Below are 17,393 nucleotides of genomic sequence, written 5' to 3'. Positions count from 1 at the left end.
AAGCATGCAATGATTATACCGCCCATGTGGCTAAAATTAGTAAATTTGGGGCATGATTCATCCGTCCGCATTTGTAAGCCCGCAAGCAAAAGTCCACGAATCCGCCATTATTGGCCCGTGGTGCTTGGTCGATGCCGGTGCCGAAATTGCCGAAGGTGTCATTTTGGAATCCCGCGTGCATGTGTATGGCGGAGTTTCGGTCGGGAAAAACACCCATGTGTACGACGGAGCCATTCTCGGTGGCCCCCCTCAAGATTTAAAATACGCGGGTGAACCCACTCGACTGTCTATTGGCGAAAACTGCACCATCCGTGAATACTGCACGCTCAACCGCGGCACGGTTCAGGGGGGCGGTTGCACGCGTGTTGCGGACAAAGTATTAATTATGGCCTATTCGCATATCGCCCATGACTGCGATATTCGAACAGGGGTCGTTATCGCAAACAGTTGCCAGTTGGGCGGCCACGTGCGCATCGGCGAATATGCGACTATCGGCGGCGTTACCGCTATCCAGCAGCGCAATCAGGTCGGCGCCTACGCTTTTGTGGGCGGCACGCACAAGGTGGACCGCGACGTTCCCCCGTGCACCAAGGCGTCCGGCAATCCGATTCGCTACGGCGCCTTGAACCTGCACGCTCTGCGCCTGCATCCTGAAGATTTCCCCGAGGAACGGATCCAGTCCCTTTCGCGTGCCTACCGCGAACTTTATCGCAGCGGGCGCCCCGTGGCCGAGGTCATCGAGGAACTTAAAAAAGGCCCGGAACCTTTGTTCCAAGCCTTTTTCGACGAGCATTGGGGCGGCTCGCTTGTTCGCCCGTAATTAGAATCCGAAAGCTTCGGGGAATCCTTCGTACCAAGCGTCATCATTACGGCTGTAGGCTTCGAATCCGCCTACTTTCGTAAATCCCCAGTAGTGCCAGGAAATATCGTTCGATTCCGCAGCCTGAATAGTCAACTTTGCCCACTTGGCCTTCATTCTTGCCGACGGGAGCGATTCGCCTTCGTTGCAACTTCTGCTGTTGGCAAAGTCGCCGCCGCCCGAAATGCCGAATTCACCCATGTTCATGGGAACGTGTCCGCCATTTACGTCGGGGTAGAGCTCCGTTGCAATCTTTGAATAGGTGGCCATGTCGTAAATAGCGGTGTTGGCGTAAGCGTCGTCGCCCTTGCAGGCGTAGCTATGGCCCTGGTGGCTATAGGTGTAGGGTTCGTAATAATGCCCGGAATAGATGATGTTTCCGTCTTCCGGCAGTTTCAAGTCCTTAAGGTCTGCAAATTTTGCGGCATGGTAGGCTTCGAACATGATTGTCTTGCCGGGTGCGTTTGCACGGATCACCTGGTAAGCGTCATTCATGAGGTTGCTTACGCGTTCGGCGTTAGAAATGGTGGGCTCGTTCAAAATTTCAAGCACGAGCATGGAATCGGGGTATTTGTTCAATTCCGTGGCGACCTGTTCCCACAATTTCAAGAAGTGAGCCTTTTCCTCTTCGTATGCCTGGGGGTCGGTCGTATAGTTGTTACCGGCTTCGTTCAGCTCGACATAGTGGTGGAAGTTCACGATGACAGCGAGTCCTTGGGCAAGGGCAAGCTCGATATCTTCTTTCACGCCGGCGAGACGGGCAGGGTCTACGGTATGGGTGCCATAGTCGGAATCCTGCTGCCAACGCACGGGGAGTCGAATAGAATTGAATCCTGCCGCCTTAACGACAGCAAAATCGGTGTCTTCAATGCAGTTACCCCAGCTGCAGTCAAGGCTGCTCCCTTGGGATTCCCAGGAGTTGCCAAGGTTGATACCCTTGCCGAGCCTCTTGTTCATGGCGCGACCCTTGGAATAGTCGATAGCCTTCGCCGCTGTCGAATCATCTTCTTTAGGGGCCACGGCGTTATGGGAGCCGCCGTTGTCGCAGGCGGTCAGGCACAAACTCAGGGCGAGTGCAAACGGTACAAGAGCTGTTAATTCTTTTTTCATGGTTCTCTCAGATAATGGATGTCTGTTTCTTAAAGATAAAATTACACTTTTTTAAGGGCTTGTGTTTGACGTTTCCCAAAATAATGTGTTTACTGAAGAAAACGCGAAAAAACAGAAAAAAACAAATTTTTAGGACAAAAAATCCCGATTTGAAAGAAGTTTTTACTTCGCGCCGTTCACGAAGGCCTAAAAAACAAGTTATATTGTAGCCGTCCGTATCTGGAGAATTTTAGATATTATGAAAGCAAATCCGCATAAAGCAAGCTGGGTGTGCGCCTTGGGCGTACTCCTTTTAGCGTCTTTCTCTTTTGCTGGTTATGGTTTTAGCGACTATCGCGACCGCGACCAGTCCCGTTTTGTCACTAAACAGGCTAAGCCGTTCCGACCCGACAAAGATGTCGTGTCCGTCGTGATGCGTGAAGCTATTCCGCGTGGTGGTGGTTATACCTACCAGTATCCGCGTGAAAACCCCGAACCGGTACTTACGGACAAGTATGCCATGGAAGGTGCTCTTTCCATGGAAATTGAACTTATCGCAAGCGACTATTCCGGCGTGGCTATTTGTATTGCCGGTTCTGTCGACTTGACCCCGTATTTCGAAGAAGGTGTCCTTGAATTCTGGATTAAGGGTGCCCAGGGCGGCGAAAACGCCTTGTTCGTGCTTGTGGATGATGGTGTGAAGAGCGGTGGTGAATCCCTGCAGGTGAAGCTCCGTTCCAAGAGCCTTGGTGAAATCACTACGGAATGGAAACACTTTAGCATTCCCCTCAAGTTGTTCGGTACGACTGGTGTGTACTGGGATGCCAAGAACACCCGCGAAGTCATGTTGCCGTTTAGCTGGAGCAACTTCAAGGGTTTCCGTCTTGAAGTCCGTAAAGACGAAAACGAGTCCTTCAAGGTCTGGATTGACGATATCGTGATCAAGAAGCACGGTAAGGCTTACGAAGGTCCGATGAACTATCCGTTCCGCAACGAGATTTAAGAGGATTTTATGCGCAAATTACCTACACTATTTACGACTCTGCTTTGCTGCTCGTCTTTGGCCTTGGCCCAGATGGACGACGAAGTCTCTTCTACCGAAGAATTCGAAGATTCTGCTCCGGCTGTAGAAGAAGCCGCTCCCGCAGTTGAAGAAGAAAGCTCTGACGAATCTGTTGCAGATGCATCCGAATCTGAACCGGCCGCAGAAGAACCTGCCGCCGAAGAAGCTCCGGCAGAAGAACCTGTCGAAGAAGCTGCAGCCGAACCTGAACCGGCAGCTGAGCCCGAACCGGTGGCCGAAGAACCTGCCGCTCCCGTTCGCGACCTTGCAACTCCGGCCGAAACGGCTCCTTACCAGCCGCTCGTAGTGAACGCCTCCTCGCATCTTGACCCCAAGACGCAGATGGCCAATGTGGAAGAAGGCCTCGATACCCTTGCTAACAACATGGAATCTACCCTCATGGGTAAGGACGATCTTCCGATGGCGGTTTCCGGCTACTTGGCCTTCCGCTTGAAGAACTTCCATTATTCCGAACCGAGCCCCTGGGCCCAGAACGACTTGGCACGTACCTCGGTGGACGCTGTGCTCAACATGAACATTGTGGCCATGCCGAACTCGTACATGACCCTCTGGACGAACATGAGCTTCCCGTTCGACCTTTCCGGTCTCTTTACCAACGACCTTGCCAAGCACCCGACTCAGGCTCCTGCTAACAAGGACGAACATGTTCTGTATGACCACTCTACGGACTTCTACTCCACGACCGTGAACGAAGAAATGAACTTCGGCGTGGATATCCGCGCTGGCGTCTTTGGCGCCTACGTGACCGCCGGTGGTGTTATCTGGGCAAACGCATCTCCGCTCACCATGTGGGAACGTGAAACCAACCCGCGTTTCGCTTGGCAGTATGAACTGTTCGAAGACGAAAAGACTGTTTCTACCTACTATAAGGAAAAGGTGTTCAAGCCTGTTAAGGAAGGTGGCCGTGCATTCTGGACCAACCGCAGCTTCGGTGGTGTGTTTGCCAACGTCTATCAGCTCCCGTTCAACTTGAAGGCCCAGTTCCTCTTGTCTCAGCCGGCTGATGCCGATATCGGTACCCGCGACGGTTTGCGCATGTACGGTGGCCAGCCTGGCGAACTTGAAATGTCCGGTACCTATGACTTCCGCGGTTCCATTTACCATGGCCGTATCGCCAAGGAAAAGATTGCGGATAACCTGACTCTCGGCTTGAACTACATGGGTGTTGTCTTTGACAACGACATTATTTACGAAGACGAATTCCGTAACCAGTGGATTAACTACACCGATAACGGCAATCCGATAATCCTGAACAACCATGTGGCATCTATCGATGTTAAGGGCAATGTGACCCCGAAACTGTACTTGATGGCTGATGTGGCTTTGAGCGTCACGGATTCCAATATCTACTACCAGACCTCTGATGCCGCAAGCTATAGCGACGCTAACAAGAGTAGTGGTTACATTCCCGATGCTTTCGAATCCAAGACAAACACTCCGCAGGTGGGTGTTTATGTGAAGGCTCAGTCCAAGTATGTCGAAGGCTGGCCGATGACTGTCGAAGCCATCTTCCTCCCGAAGGACTTCTACTCTCCGTATTCTTTGAGCAACCCGTCCCGTTTCAACAGCTGGCGTAAGGACGAAGCCTACCTGAACGGTGGTTCTCTCCGTTACACCCCGAACATGGCTGGTCTTAACTTCAAGTTGGAACCGACCTTCAACCGCGGCTACTTTGACTTGCAGTACGGTTTGCACCGCCAGATCGAAGACGGTCAGGACGTTATCTATTTCAACTACCGCTTGAACGGCCGCAACATGTGGGAATCCTCCAATTCCTGGACCAAGCATAAGCCGCTCTTCATCGCTGACTCCGGTAACACCGATGGTGCCGCCTATGTGGCCCGTACCGGTGTCCAGTACCAGAACAAGTCTAACAAGTCTATGGATGGCTCCAGCGGCGGTGTCAAGCAGTACCGTCAGCAGGGTGGTCTCTATGGTGGTACCTGGGAACTCTGGGAATCCTTCGTCGCCTACGAAAGCGCCGAACAGATCGAAAAGGGTGAAGTTCCTTCTCACACCAAGTGGTCTTCTTACCTCTCCTTCATGGGTGGCTACGATATCGGTGGCTGGTTCGGTACCGACCGCACGATCATGATGACGGGCTACGCCGCAATCTCCGGTCTTTCTACTACGATCGCCCCGATTGCTTACAGCGAAAAGCAAACCGACATGCTCATGTGGAGCTTCTACGGTCAGTTTGAACCGGCTATCGCTGTGACGCCGAGCTTCCACGTGTTGGGTATCCTCGGCCTCGAAACCTTCCGCGCCGAAAACGCCTACATCACCAAGACTATCACGCCTAACGTCAGCAAGACTTCGGATCTGTACAAGGCTCAGGCTTATGGCACGCAGTATTACGAAAAGGCCCCGATCAACTACGTCGAAACCGCACTCGGTGCTGGTTTTGACTGGGACTTCGCCGACCGCGCCGGTCTGCACGTACGCTATAAGTGGATGACTCACTCCGACGAAGCGATTTCTAAAAATGACTGGCATTCCCACTACATTTCAGCCGAAGCCAAGGCTTGGTTCTAATAGGGGGTGCTGAACATGAAAAAGATTATGAATATGAAAAAGACTTTTGCCGCAATCCTTGCCGCCTCTATGGCTGCTTCTGCAGCATCGGTTGTAGAAAACCAGGAACTGCTTGAAAGCAAGGTTGATTCCGTCAACGCAAAGCGCGGTGTTGAAATCACGGGTGCCATTCGTGCTGTCGCCCAGACATCCAGGTTCGATACCGACAACGATCCGACCGGTATCAACAAGATGCCGAGTGTCGAAAAGGACGAATTCGTTACGGCCGACATTAACTTCGGCTTCCGTCCTTGGGAAAACGTCCGCGCAAATGCAATGGTCCGTCTTTCCGCCGGTATGCAGGAATACTTCGCCTCTGCTGCGAAGTCGGTCTCTGTGCCTTGGCTCAATGTCGAAGGCAACATTGGCAATTCCTTCTACTGGGTCGTGGGTGACTTTAGGCAGCAGTACTCTCCGCTGACTCTTTTCCTCCCCGGTATCGACATCATGTACGAAGCGCAGGTCTTTGCCCGCAAGCGTTACATGGCTGAACATGAACAGTTCATCGAAGGTAACCAGCGCAACCTTCAGGGTGCAAACCTCCAGTTCCGTACCGATATGGGCGAAACGGTTGGTGAGCTCCGTGCCGAAGCGATGTTTGCTCGCCTGAACCGCAATGTGGTTCTCGACCTCACGGGTGCCGAAGGTAACATCTTGCCGCGTGACTCGGTGATGGGTGCTTCCCAGGCTTCTAACATGGATAAGTTCGTGCTCGCGGGTAACTTTGAATGGCTCCCGCTCCACAAGACGCTCTATGTGGGTGTAACTCCGATGTACATCTTCGATAACGAAGACAGCTACTCTTACACCTATCGCCATCCGGGTTACATCTATACGACCGAATACGAAAGACAGGATATCAACCCGTTTGAACTGAATCCGCAGAAGACCTTGGTCGTGAGCGGCCGTTTGGGTGCCGATGTAGGTTCCTTGATCAACAACAGCAACCTGATCCTCGACATTACGGGTGAAGTTGCCATGTCCAAGGATGATGTCTACAAGGCCGATACCGCTTGGGCTCTCGAATACGACGAAGCCGGCAACATGACTGGCAATCTCGCTTTGAACGAAGACGATCAGCCCTATCTCGAACAGACTGGATTCACCAAGGAAAACCTGCAGGGTATGGCCGTCCTCGTGAATGCCAACGTGGGTTACAAGACCGATGACTTCGGTGTTCGCCTCGCTGTGGACTTCATCAGAAACGACAGCAACTGGTTCAACAACCTTGCCCAGTCGCCGAAGTTCTTTGCCCAGCGCATCCAGAATTCCGATAAGGATGGTCAGACTGTCAAGTACGGCGTAAATTCTCCGCTGTATTCCTCTTTCGACGCTCTCTACAATTTCACGCCCAAGTTTAGCCCGGTAGCAACGACCCTTGGTACCGACGACAATGCTTTCAAGGGCAGTGACATGAACAGCTACAGCATTGCTAACTATAACAAGAACTCCTGGACGACCAACGTCTTTACCCGCAATCAGCTGGCGCTTCTCGAAACGCTCTCTGATCCGGCTCTCCAGATGTCTCTCCCGAACGGCCTTGCTACTGCAAACCGCATGGGTGCCCGCGCAAACCTGATCGCTAACATCAAGGACTTTGCCGAAGTTCAGGGTCTCTTCTCCTTCTTCAACCAGGTGAAACCGCTTAGCCTGATTACGAACGACTACATGGGCAATGTCGGCGTTTATAACTACAAGGCTGCCCAGTACATGGAATTCGGTGGTGGTGCTAAGGTCGACATCTTCAAGTTGATCGGCTTTACCAAGCCTCTCGAAATTTCCGGTTCTTACAAGCATTCCGAACGCACCATGGATAGTGACGGTTGGGCTGCCCTGGGACTTATCGATGTTTCGACCAGCCTCAAGTCTGACTTCATTAACGCAGGCCTCTATGTGCAGTACTTGCCGCGCCTGGGTGTGAACGCTGGCTTCCAGATGATCAACACCGAATACGAAAATATCAGGAATGCATACTCCGCTCTCGCTCCTCTTATGAAGGGTAAGCAGATGCAGTGGATGGTTGGCCTCGATTACAACATCGAAACGCATGCATGGCTCGCAGTCAACTTCGGCATGATGAATGTCGAAAACGACTACAACACTGCAGCTGTTGTGGCAGCAGGTTCTGCCGAAGGTGCTGTGAATCTGCCTGACTACTACGATGTGACTAAGGACCAGACGATGACTTACAAGCATAAGTTCTCTCAGATGATTCTTGAAGCTTCCCTTAACGTGGAATTTTAATGGGAGGGAATGAATATGATTTTGAATAAGAAAATTTCTTTCGGTCTCGCTTCTGCCGTTCTGTTCTCTGCTGCAACTGCTTTCGCTGAAGGTGAAAGTGTTGAAGCTCAGCAGTCGTCCTTGTTGCACAAGTTGGATTCTCTGAATGCCGCTGTCTTGGGACTTAAACTCAACGGATCTATCAAGGCTGGTGGCCTTACCTCTATGGCTAAGTCCGACCAGTTTAGCGACGATTCCCCGACTCAGGAAAACCAGGGTTATACAGACGCTAACTTGGTGCTCACGGCACGTCCGAGCTCTGAAACCCAGATTCACTTGGAACTCCGCCTTCATAAGGACTGGCAGAGCGCCTATGACGAAAACAACAACCCGGTGCTCGGTCACTGGTTCAGCTATGATGGCTCGATCCTGAACAAGCACTTGGACTTTAACTTGGGTTACATGCGCGTAGGCTTTACGCCTTACACCTTGTACACTCCGCAGCAGAAGCTGCTCCAGGAACCTGAAATCTTTGCCCAGAAGCGTGTTGAAGCCTTGGCTATGCGTAACCTCGATACGACGACCAATCGCCTGATGCATGGTTTGAACGCTGACTTCCATAGCGGCAATGTTGGCCCCTTGAGCGACATTCATGCTCAGGTGACCGGTGCCCGCATGCGTAACGCTGCCAAGAAGACTGACCAGGTGTTCTTCGATTTCGATTTCTCGGACCGCTACTTCTACGGTCTGCGTCTCGGTGCCGATGCCTATGGCGCACACTTGGGCGTGAACTATACCGACGTGTTTGACCGCGTAAAGAGCCGTCGTTCTCGCGCAATCGCAAACACCGATACGGTTTACTACGAAGACAACGCCGTCTTCTCTGCTGAACTCGGTTTCGATTCCAAGGAATTGTTGTCTAGCCTTCCGGTTTCGTTCGGTTTGAACGGCGAATTCGCAAAGAGCTGGTGGAATCTCGAACGCGACTACAATATTCATGTGACTAAGGACCAGTACTCCTTGGTGGAATACAACAGCAAGATGGATCAGTCCATCAAGAACATGACGGACACCTCTTTTGCATACCTCCAGAAGGTGACTGTTGGTGAAGACATCAACAGGAACGAAGAAGTGATTGCAGATGAAGGTGGCGTAGCGTTCTATGTCGAACCCTTCGTGAATGTGAACGTCGCCGGCATCGAGGGCGCCCTCAAGGTGATGTATTTGCAGAACGAAGAAAAGTTCTGGAGTGAAATGGCTTCTAGCCCGGCTTACCGCGGCTCCGCTACGGTGCTGAATGCAAACGCCATGTTCAAGGATGCTAACTACACTAGCCTGGTCGACGAATTCGGTATCGCTAGCCTCGAAAACATGTACTTCAGCATCTACAATTCCAATCCGCTGCAGGCAACGAACCTCATGACGTCTTATTCCAAGAACGTCTTGACCGACAGCGAAGAATCTAACCTGATGTATTCCCGCTTGTTCAACAACTACAAGAACTCTCACTTCTACCGTAACGGTTACAATGCCGACGTGCTGAAGCGTCTTGAACTTGCTGAACAGGACAAGGCAATGTTCTTGCTGGACCCGGCAAACGACATGGCTCTCCCCATGGGCGTTGCAACTCCTGACCGCAAGGGCTTGAATGTGAACCTTGACCTCAACTGGAATAGCGCTGTTGAACTGAACGCCATCTTCGGCATGATTTCGACGGTCTCTTCCGAAGTTGAAGAAATCAAGTATACGCGTTATGGCGCAGGCCTCGGCGTGGATGTGGGCCGCCTTGCCGGTCTTGACCGCAAGATCAAGATTCAGGGTTCCTACGATCACAGCGAAGAAGACAAGGGTTTCCAGCGTAAGAACGACCGCATCATGGCTGGCTTGAACGTGGACGTTATCGGTCCTCTCGCTCTCTTGGCCGGTTACCAGATGGCTACCCGCGAATTCGGAATCGCCCTCCCGGTGTCTGAATTTGCCTCCATCAACAAGGCCGAAGAATCCTTGCTTCTGGTTGGTCCTCGACTCAAGATTTCCCCGAACTCCTACCTTTCTGTCCAGTACGGTATGCTGACGGACAAGGTCACGTTCCAGGGTGTTGATCTTATGACTGGTGCTCCTGCAAGCCAAGAACTTTCTATTGACAAGAACGTTATCATCGCCGACGTGACGGTGAACTTCTAAGAGGTATCGCGATGAAAAACTTTAAGATTTTACTCTCTGTTGCTGCCTCCGCCGCTTTGGTTGCCTGCTCTTCTATGGCTATTGACGAGAATGAAGCTTTGGCAGAAAACTTCCCGAGCGATTTCACTGACGCCGGCTATATGCAGGTTCATCCGGAGCTCGTGCGTATTCAGGTGAAGGAATACGTTGCTGCTTACAATGCAAATGCTTCTGCCAACGCCGTTGCTGCCGGTAGTGCCACGTTTGTGACGGATTCTACCAATGATGCAACGGCTTTCCAGAACTACTACGTGCTTGACCCGAATACCGGTGCAAAGACCGACAGTATCGATGCTGTAAAGCTCGAAACGCTTAAGGCAATCTTGCTTGACCCGCAGTTGGGTGGCTATACGGCAGATGATTGGGCTGATGACTGGACCGACAAGGTCAAGGATTCTACCACTGTCCTGACGAAGGTCGATACCCTTTCTCTGACGGTCAAGGATAGCGTTGACAAGAGCATGTTGAAGCAGGTTATCATTGCCGTGAAGGTGAAGGCCGGTGAATGCGTTGCCGTGAAGAAGGCAAAGATTTGCGATACCACTAAGGTTGTCGGTTCCATCGAATACGATGAAGCCGGCAAGGTTAAGGCATTGCATGGCTTCACCAGCTGCGATTCTACGACCTGCGCTGAAGAAAATGCCGTGGATGTGGTTCTCGAACCGACCAACTTCCTCATGAAGGTCAGCAAGGCCGACACCATGACGATTGTCACCTCCGTCAAGACCGAGAAGCTCAACATTAAGGGTGGTATTTCTGCAGATCACTGGAAGGTTCTGAATGCTTTGAACTTCTGTGACGGTGCCAATGACCTTGAAAGGTTGAAGGCTATTCCGCTTGATACTTTTGCAATCAGCTACCAGTATGTGATGTATGGTAAGGCTCATGGTTGGGCATACCGTCCGTGCTCTGAAGCTGAAAAGACCAATCCGGTGATTACTGAAACGTATCCTGTTACAAAGCTCTATTGCGACGACAACGGCGTTGCTAGGGAAATTAAATAGGGCGAGGTGTAATTATGAATATGAAATCGATTCTTTTGACTCTTGCACTTGGTGCTGCTGTTACAGCCCAGGCAGCTGCTGACAAGGTGGTGGGTTTCTACCCCTACTGGAGCCAGTATTCCCAGTTCTATCCGAAGGATATCCGCTATAACTTTGTGACCGACATTCACTATGTCGGCCTCGCTGCCGGTGAAGACGGCTCTGTCGCCTTTGCTGACGAAAACGATGCAGAAAACTTCAAGACGCTTGTACAGATGTCCAAGGACAACAACGTGAAGTTGATTGTTTCTGTGGGCGGTATCGAAAACGAAGGAAACTTGAAGGCAATCGCTTCTTCCGAAGAACTTTTGCCGACGTTCGTTTCGAATGTCTCTAGCTGGCTTTCTGCAAACGGCGGCGACGGCGTGGAAGTGGACTGGCAGAACCTCACGGCTGAAGATGCCGAAGATTATGCCAAGTTGCTGAACGCCTTGGTCGATGGCCTTTCGGGCTCTACGGTGACCGCCGTGATTTATCCGGCTGCCGGTATGGATGCCTACAAGGCTGACGCTCTGAACCGCCTCGCTTATGTGGACGTGTTCATGGCAGACCAGATGACCGAAGACAATTCCTCTGTGGTTCCGAACCAGAGTGCCAAATCTGTCGAAGAAACCTTGGACGCTGTGAAGGGCGCTGGCGTGAACGGCGACTTGCTCGTGCCGGTAATCTTCCTCTATGGCAAGACCTGGAGCGGTGCTAAGGGCCTCGGCACTTCTCACCAGGGTACGGGTAGCGGTAATGAAGGTTACGTGTCCTACGCCGAACTCATGGGCAAGTTTGATTCTCCGGAATACAAGGTGACCTTTGATGCTTCTTCCAAGTCCGAAGTGGCCGTGAGCGATGCAGAAACCATCGTGTTCATGGGCATTCCGTCTGTGAAGGCTGTGGCTCAGCAGGTCAAGAGCGATGGCATGGCTGGCGTTGCGGTCTACGACCTCTCCCAAGACCACCACGAACCGATTGTCTCCCTCCTGGTGACGATAGGCTTGCAGCTCCGTCCTGAAGTCAACTACAAGCCGAAGAAGAAGTAATTGCCAAGCTCAATAGCTCAGGGCTAGCAATTCTCTGCTAGAATTTAGTCCCCGTCTTCATAGAAGGCGGGGATTTTTTTTGCATATACTGCTGCGCTCGTGCAGCAGGCCGTCCATATGCCCGTGCTATGGTGTCGCGCTGGCCAACCACAGGCGCCGAGTTGCAAATCGTCTTATTGTACCAGGCTTGCGCAGGTTCCATGTCTTAATGCTTGCCTGCCGCAGATATCTGCCTTAACCTGTCATGGGCCGATAATCCTGCCACAACCTGCTTGAATGTTGCTATGGTGTTGCAGGGCTGTGCTGCAGTATCCGTGCCTTTGCCATATGCTGCTATTGTGCCGCAGTACGGTGTCGCAACCTATCAGAATGTTGCTGGAATGCCCGTGTAGGGCTTGTTGCTGCACAAGCTTGTTTGCTCCCTTTGGACTTGCGATTGGCGCTTGGACGGGCTATAAAACAGAAGAAGCCGGGCGGTTGCCCAGCTTCTTCTAATTCTAAGGGAAAGCCCTTGCGGGCTGTAATTACTTGGTCTTGTTCCAGCGAACGTTCAGCTGCTTGATGCCCTGAGTGATCACGACCAGGTAAGAACCGTTAGGCACCTGAGCGAGCGACATGGAGGCATTGTTGCTGCTGAGCTTCTTTTCGAGAACCTTCTGGCCCGTTACAGAGAACACGTTCACATTGATGTCGTCGGCGTCACGTGCAGCGATGCTCAACTGAGAGTTGGAAATCGTTGCATGAAGCGGAAGCTTCGGATTCGTCTTGACGATGTTGACAATGTTCTTGTTCTTTTCTGCGTAGTATTCGTCTTTGTTGACTGCCAAGGCACTGTCGCCGACAATCACGGTGACGCTGCCGTTGTAAGCCAGATAGTTGTCCGTTTCGGGGATATCGGCGGTGACCAAGACGATTGCGTTTTCGCTACCAGCAACAAGGTTGTTGCCGCTCTTGGACACGTAAGGAGAAGATTCCTTGCCGTTGTAAGTGTAGGTAATCGGGGCACTGTAAATTGTTGCGTCGTAAAGCATGTCCTTAGCCGTGCCGCCCAAGGCAACCTTGGTGTTCACGAACTTGACGCGAGCCTTACCCGGAGCCTTGCTGTAGGTAATGGTTGCAGTGTCGTTCACGGCGAGGTAGCCAGTGACTGCCGGAGCAGTTGCGACAACCTTAGCGCTGCCGTACTTCTTGAATTCGTACATCAGCACTTTCTTGCCCTTCTGCAAGCTGGAGCATTCCGTTGCAGTACAGGTGGCTTCCTTGATGGTCACGACGCTCGGGTCAAGGGAGGTGAGGGTGAACTTGGCGCCTTCGAGAGTGACTGCATCAGTCGTCACGATCCATTCCTTGTTCGTTCCGCCAGAGTAGGCGAGCGTACGGTTAGCAGAAGAACCGTTGGAAGTGCAAGTTGCACTGTAGTTGCAGTTCAAGTCAAAGAAGTTCGGAACGGTCTGGCGAGGAATTTCGGTGACCTGGACCACGGATTCAGAACCGTCGTTACCCGTAAGGACGGCGAAACCTGCACCGTTGATGGTGATGGTGCCTGCCGAAACGGTGGCGACATTTTCGTTGCTGGAGGTGTAGGTGCAGCTAGAGCTAGCCTTGCCGGTCACCTGTCCGTCGGTTTCCTTGGCGGTTACAGCCTTGAATGCGCAGGAACCGGTGTTCTTGCCCTTGACCAGGGAGTCAGCCCAGTTATGAGCGTGACTGGTCAAATAATCTTTCACCAATTTACCCGATTCGGTGTAGGATGCTCCACTCAGAGCGGCCTTGCTGATGAGTTCCTTGTCGCCAGAGAACATTGCCGAAGTTTCGGACTTTTCGTTGTAAGAAGATTCAACCTGGCGCAAACTCCAGTTACAGTTACTGATGTTGTTCTGATCCATGAAGCTCATCCATTCCTTGGAGCTTCCGGAACTTGCAGAACCTGCACCATCGGCGTTCACGGTACCCCATTCGGTAATGAACACTGCGTTACCAGCGGACTTTGCCTGGGTAGCGCGGCCACCATAGGAGCCTACGCTGTGGGTGCCGGCATAGAAGTGGAGCACGTAGCCCACGTTCGTGCCTTGAACGCCACCGTACTGGGTCATCTGAGACCAGCTCGGGGTTCCGACGAGCACCAGGTTTTCGGTGTTGTTGCGGATGCCCGGGATAACGGAGTTAGCGTAGCTCTGGACAGTGCCCCAACCCTGGTGAACAGGTTCGTTGAAGATTTCGTAAATGACGTTCGGAACATTCTTGTACTTTTCGGCCATGGTCTTGAAGAATTCCTTGGCGATAGCCTGTTCGCTATCGGCACGGTGGCTGTGCCAGTCAAGAATGATATAGATGTCGTTTTCGACAGCGGCTTCGACCATGCGGTCGATCACGCCAATGTACTGGTCGGGGGCGCCTGCGTAAGAGTAGCTCTTGTCGAGGGCGTTGGAGGTGCCACCATCGCTATCGTAATAGGTAATACCCATGGCAAAACGGAACACATCCATGTTCAGGTTTTCGGCGGCCCAGCTAATCACGTTCTTGTTGTAGTACGGAATACCCGTTGCGTCGGACCAGAAAAGGCTCATGCCGCGAAGCACGGCTTCCTGGTTGTTCTTTGCACCAATGATTTTTCCGCCACTGGTGTGGAGGGCGCCGTAATAGCTTACGGGACCTACGCGTTTCGGAACTGCGGTTGTGCCACTGGCAAGTGCCGGCAGAGCGGCCATTGCAAGGAGGCAGGGGATAAGTTTTGTTGCCTTCATAATTTTTCCCTTATAAAATCCCTTTTTCTGTTACCCATCCAATAAACAAAGTTACCTTAATTTAATAAAAATAGGGGTATTTGTCCCCTAAAATATTGTTTACCTGTGAATACGGAATGTTTGCTTATAGCCCTTACCCTTTACAACTGCAACATAGTTGCCCTTGGCCGGGGTAATCTGGTCGATAGCAACTGAGCCAGAAAGTTCCAGTTTTTTGCTTGCGACTCGGGTTCCGTTCATGTCAAACACTTCCAAACGGGTGTTTTTGGCGAGATTCGTGTAAACGATGTCGGTCCCGTTCATGTAAACATGGCGGCTAACGGCAGCCGGCTTCAAATTGATGTTGTTTAGGTCTCCGTTGGTCAGTTTCGTGATGAGTTGACCCTGGGCGTCCAGAAGTTCGAACGAGGCAATCGCAATGGATCCAAAACCGCCCTTGCTCATCTTGGGTTCGAACTTGAATCCGCGAACGGCCTTCATGATTGCGTCACGGTCGGCGGTTCCGCCTACCCAGGAGGGGGTCACGAACTTGTCGAGCAGGTAATCTTCGTAATCCATGCCGAAATTGTTGTCGGTAACGTCAATTTCAATGGTTTGTCCGTCGGTGGGGTGCAAGAAGTACCCTGCTTCGCCACCTTCGTCACCGTTGAGAATGGTTTGCTGGTCCAAAATGGCGAATCGGATTACGCCCTTGCTTGCGTAGCTGATGCGGATGGTGGCCACGTCGGTCAGGTCGTAGTAGCCGTCTTCCTTGTCAAACGACAGGGCGATTCCTGCAAACGGGTATATCAGGTCCTTGCCTGCTTCGTAGGTCGGTTCGGGAGCGATGAACATTTCGGCAGCGACGCAATACTTGCCGTCGGCTTGCTGGAAAAGTCCCGAGCTTCCGGAATCGGGCATCATGAGTGTCGTCCCGTATTTGTCGGCAAAGGTGCCCCAGTTTTCGTAACCCCAGAGAGAGGCGCCAGAATTGACGGGCATCAGGGTGCCTGCAGGCATTTGGGGGACCCTAATGCTAGAGAGCGTGTACTTTTCGGCAGAGGCCATGTCGTTGAGGTTCGGCATGTTGCCGCTCATGGAGAGCATGTACAAAATATTGAGCGTTGCGGGGTAATACTTTTCGCCCTTGGTGGAATTGGCCTGCTTTGCGCCTTCGGAGTTGGCAAGGACGGTGTATACCGATTCAAGATAGTCCTTGGGATCGTCTGCGGAACCCATGGCTAGGCCGAGGCCGCCCACAAAGGTCGATGTCGTAAAGAAGGAATAAGGGCTGCTGGTACCTTCGAGGTTGTAGCCGGGCCAAATAAAGTTGGCGTTTCCGTAGGTGGTTTTGTCAAGCCAGGGGAGAATCTTGTCGTTGATATCCTTGGCTTCCTTGATTCCGTACCAGTTGTAGGCCATGGCCATGCGCCAGGGGGTGCGTGCCGCGTCGTCGAAGAATCCGGCGTCGCCGCCCGAAACTTGGGCGCCCGTGTTGCTTGCGGCCTTGTGGCTAGACCAATCGCACCAGTCAGGCATAAGGCCGGAACTTGCGTTTTGGCACTGCGAAACGTGCTTGAGGTTTGTAGTGATTGCGGTTTCCCAGAAGGAATCTCCGGTCACTTCGGCAAAAAGCTTGAATGCTGCCGGAATCACGTAGCTCGAGTTCAGGGCCGGGTTCCAGTTGCTACCGGCCTTTACGCGACCGTCGCTTTCCATGTCCTTGGATTTCATCCAGCTAATAAGCGTCTTGGCGTCGTTCAAGTAGGTGGCGGAGCCCCATTGCTTGGATGCCATGATTAGGGCGAAGGCGGCGTCGATGTCTGCGTCACTTGCAGAACCGGAGCCGACGTTTCCGTTCTTATTATTAATGTGCCAGTTCATGCCCGAAGCACTACCGGCGTTCACGGCGTACTTTTTCCAGTAGGCCCAAAGCTTGTCGAATTCTGCTTGATGGTCGTTTTGGGCATTAGACATGTAGACCATGATCATCATACCGTAGGCAACGCCTTCGGAAACGGTCATTTCGGCACTATCGTTAGGGCTAATAACGCGGGCGGTTCCATTGCCCATGTCTTCATACCAGGCGCTTTTCCAGTCGTTAAAGTGAGCCTGGATGACACTCGGGTCAACATAGGTGGCCGTATTGCCGTACTTATATTTTACCTGTTGCGGAAAGGGGTATTGGGGGGCTGCCTGGGCAGGGGTTGTGCACATGGCGGCAATTGCGGCCGGTGCAAGAAAACTGAATAATTTTTTATTAAGCATAACAATAAAAATAAGTTCATTTCGCTTTTTTCAAAGACTTTGTAAACAAATAAAACTTGCATTCTGTGCCAATTGTGATAAGCGTCATAATTTGGCGTTTTTGCTCAAAAAAAGGAAATTGAAAAATTATTTTAACGAACTTGCGTTTTTTTACGTTTTTTAGGCTAAAATGGGAAAAAGTGCTTTTTGCAAGTAAAAAAGTGCTCTTTTTTTTTGACAACACCCCCAAAAAAAAGATATATTAAGCGCAAACCGCTCATTTTGAGCTATCACTTC

General features: G+C 51.8%; 10 protein-coding genes. 7 read left to right on the top strand and 3 right to left on the bottom strand.

All coding sequences use genetic code 11. The annotated features are described in order from the left end of the window. Positions 1–52 precede the first annotated feature (52 nt). The gene (gene lpxA, locus QZN53_RS09995) at positions 53–820 is read left to right on the top strand and encodes an acyl-ACP--UDP-N-acetylglucosamine O-acyltransferase (RefSeq protein WP_163438822.1); all 768 of its coding nucleotides are present in this window, start codon (positions 53–55) and stop codon (positions 818–820) included. Here lpxA and QZN53_RS09990 read toward each other — a convergent pair whose 3' ends face one another. After that, positions 821–1,969, bottom strand: a complete 1,149-nt coding sequence (locus QZN53_RS09990) for a cellulase family glycosylhydrolase (RefSeq protein ID WP_163438821.1) — start codon at positions 1,967–1,969, stop codon at positions 821–823. A gap of 238 nt (positions 1,970–2,207) precedes the next feature. Here QZN53_RS09990 and QZN53_RS09985 point away from each other — a divergent pair, with 238 nt between their 5' ends. The 6 genes from QZN53_RS09985 to QZN53_RS09960 are packed head-to-tail and all read left to right on the top strand — an operon-like array spanning position 2,208 to position 12,126. Continuing rightward, on the top strand, positions 2,208–2,951 hold the full coding sequence (locus QZN53_RS09985; RefSeq protein WP_073319062.1) for a carbohydrate binding domain-containing protein: 744 nt from the start codon (positions 2,208–2,210) through the stop codon (positions 2,949–2,951). A gap of 9 nt (positions 2,952–2,960) precedes the next feature. After that, positions 2,961–5,567, top strand: a complete 2,607-nt coding sequence (locus QZN53_RS09980; protein WP_294652834.1) for a hypothetical protein — start codon at positions 2,961–2,963, stop codon at positions 5,565–5,567. 15 nt (positions 5,568–5,582) lie between these two features. Continuing rightward, a complete protein-coding gene (locus QZN53_RS09975; protein ID WP_294652831.1) occupies positions 5,583–7,850 on the top strand; it encodes a hypothetical protein in 2,268 nt (755 codons plus the stop codon). Between the two features lie 15 nt (positions 7,851–7,865). Further along, positions 7,866–10,013: a hypothetical protein gene (locus QZN53_RS09970; RefSeq protein ID WP_294652828.1), complete on the top strand. Its 2,148-nt coding sequence runs from the start codon at positions 7,866–7,868 to the stop codon at positions 10,011–10,013. A gap of 11 nt (positions 10,014–10,024) precedes the next feature. Beyond that, on the top strand, positions 10,025–11,056 hold the full coding sequence (locus QZN53_RS09965) for a hypothetical protein (RefSeq protein WP_163438819.1): 1,032 nt from the start codon (positions 10,025–10,027) through the stop codon (positions 11,054–11,056). Between the two features lie 14 nt (positions 11,057–11,070). Beyond that, a complete protein-coding gene (locus tag QZN53_RS09960) occupies positions 11,071–12,126 on the top strand; it encodes a glycoside hydrolase family 18 protein (protein ID WP_163438818.1) in 1,056 nt (351 codons plus the stop codon). Positions 12,127–12,650: 524 nt separating this feature from the next. Here the strand turns inward: QZN53_RS09960 and QZN53_RS09955 are convergent. Further along, positions 12,651–14,870, bottom strand: coding sequence for a cellulase family glycosylhydrolase (locus QZN53_RS09955; RefSeq protein WP_163438817.1), 2,220 nt, complete (start codon positions 14,868–14,870; stop codon positions 12,651–12,653). Between the two features lie 99 nt (positions 14,871–14,969). Then, complete coding sequence (locus QZN53_RS09950; RefSeq protein WP_163438816.1) at positions 14,970–17,117, bottom strand: glycosyl hydrolase family 8; 2,148 nt, start codon at positions 17,115–17,117, stop codon at positions 14,970–14,972. Between the last annotated feature and the right edge of the window lie 276 nt (positions 17,118–17,393).

The organism is uncultured Fibrobacter sp. (assembly GCF_900316465.1).
Taxonomy (GTDB): Bacteria; Fibrobacterota; Fibrobacteria; order Fibrobacterales; family Fibrobacteraceae; genus Fibrobacter.
The sequence above is the reverse complement of the archived record's forward strand: the minus strand, read 5'-3'. Positions and strand labels throughout refer to the sequence as shown.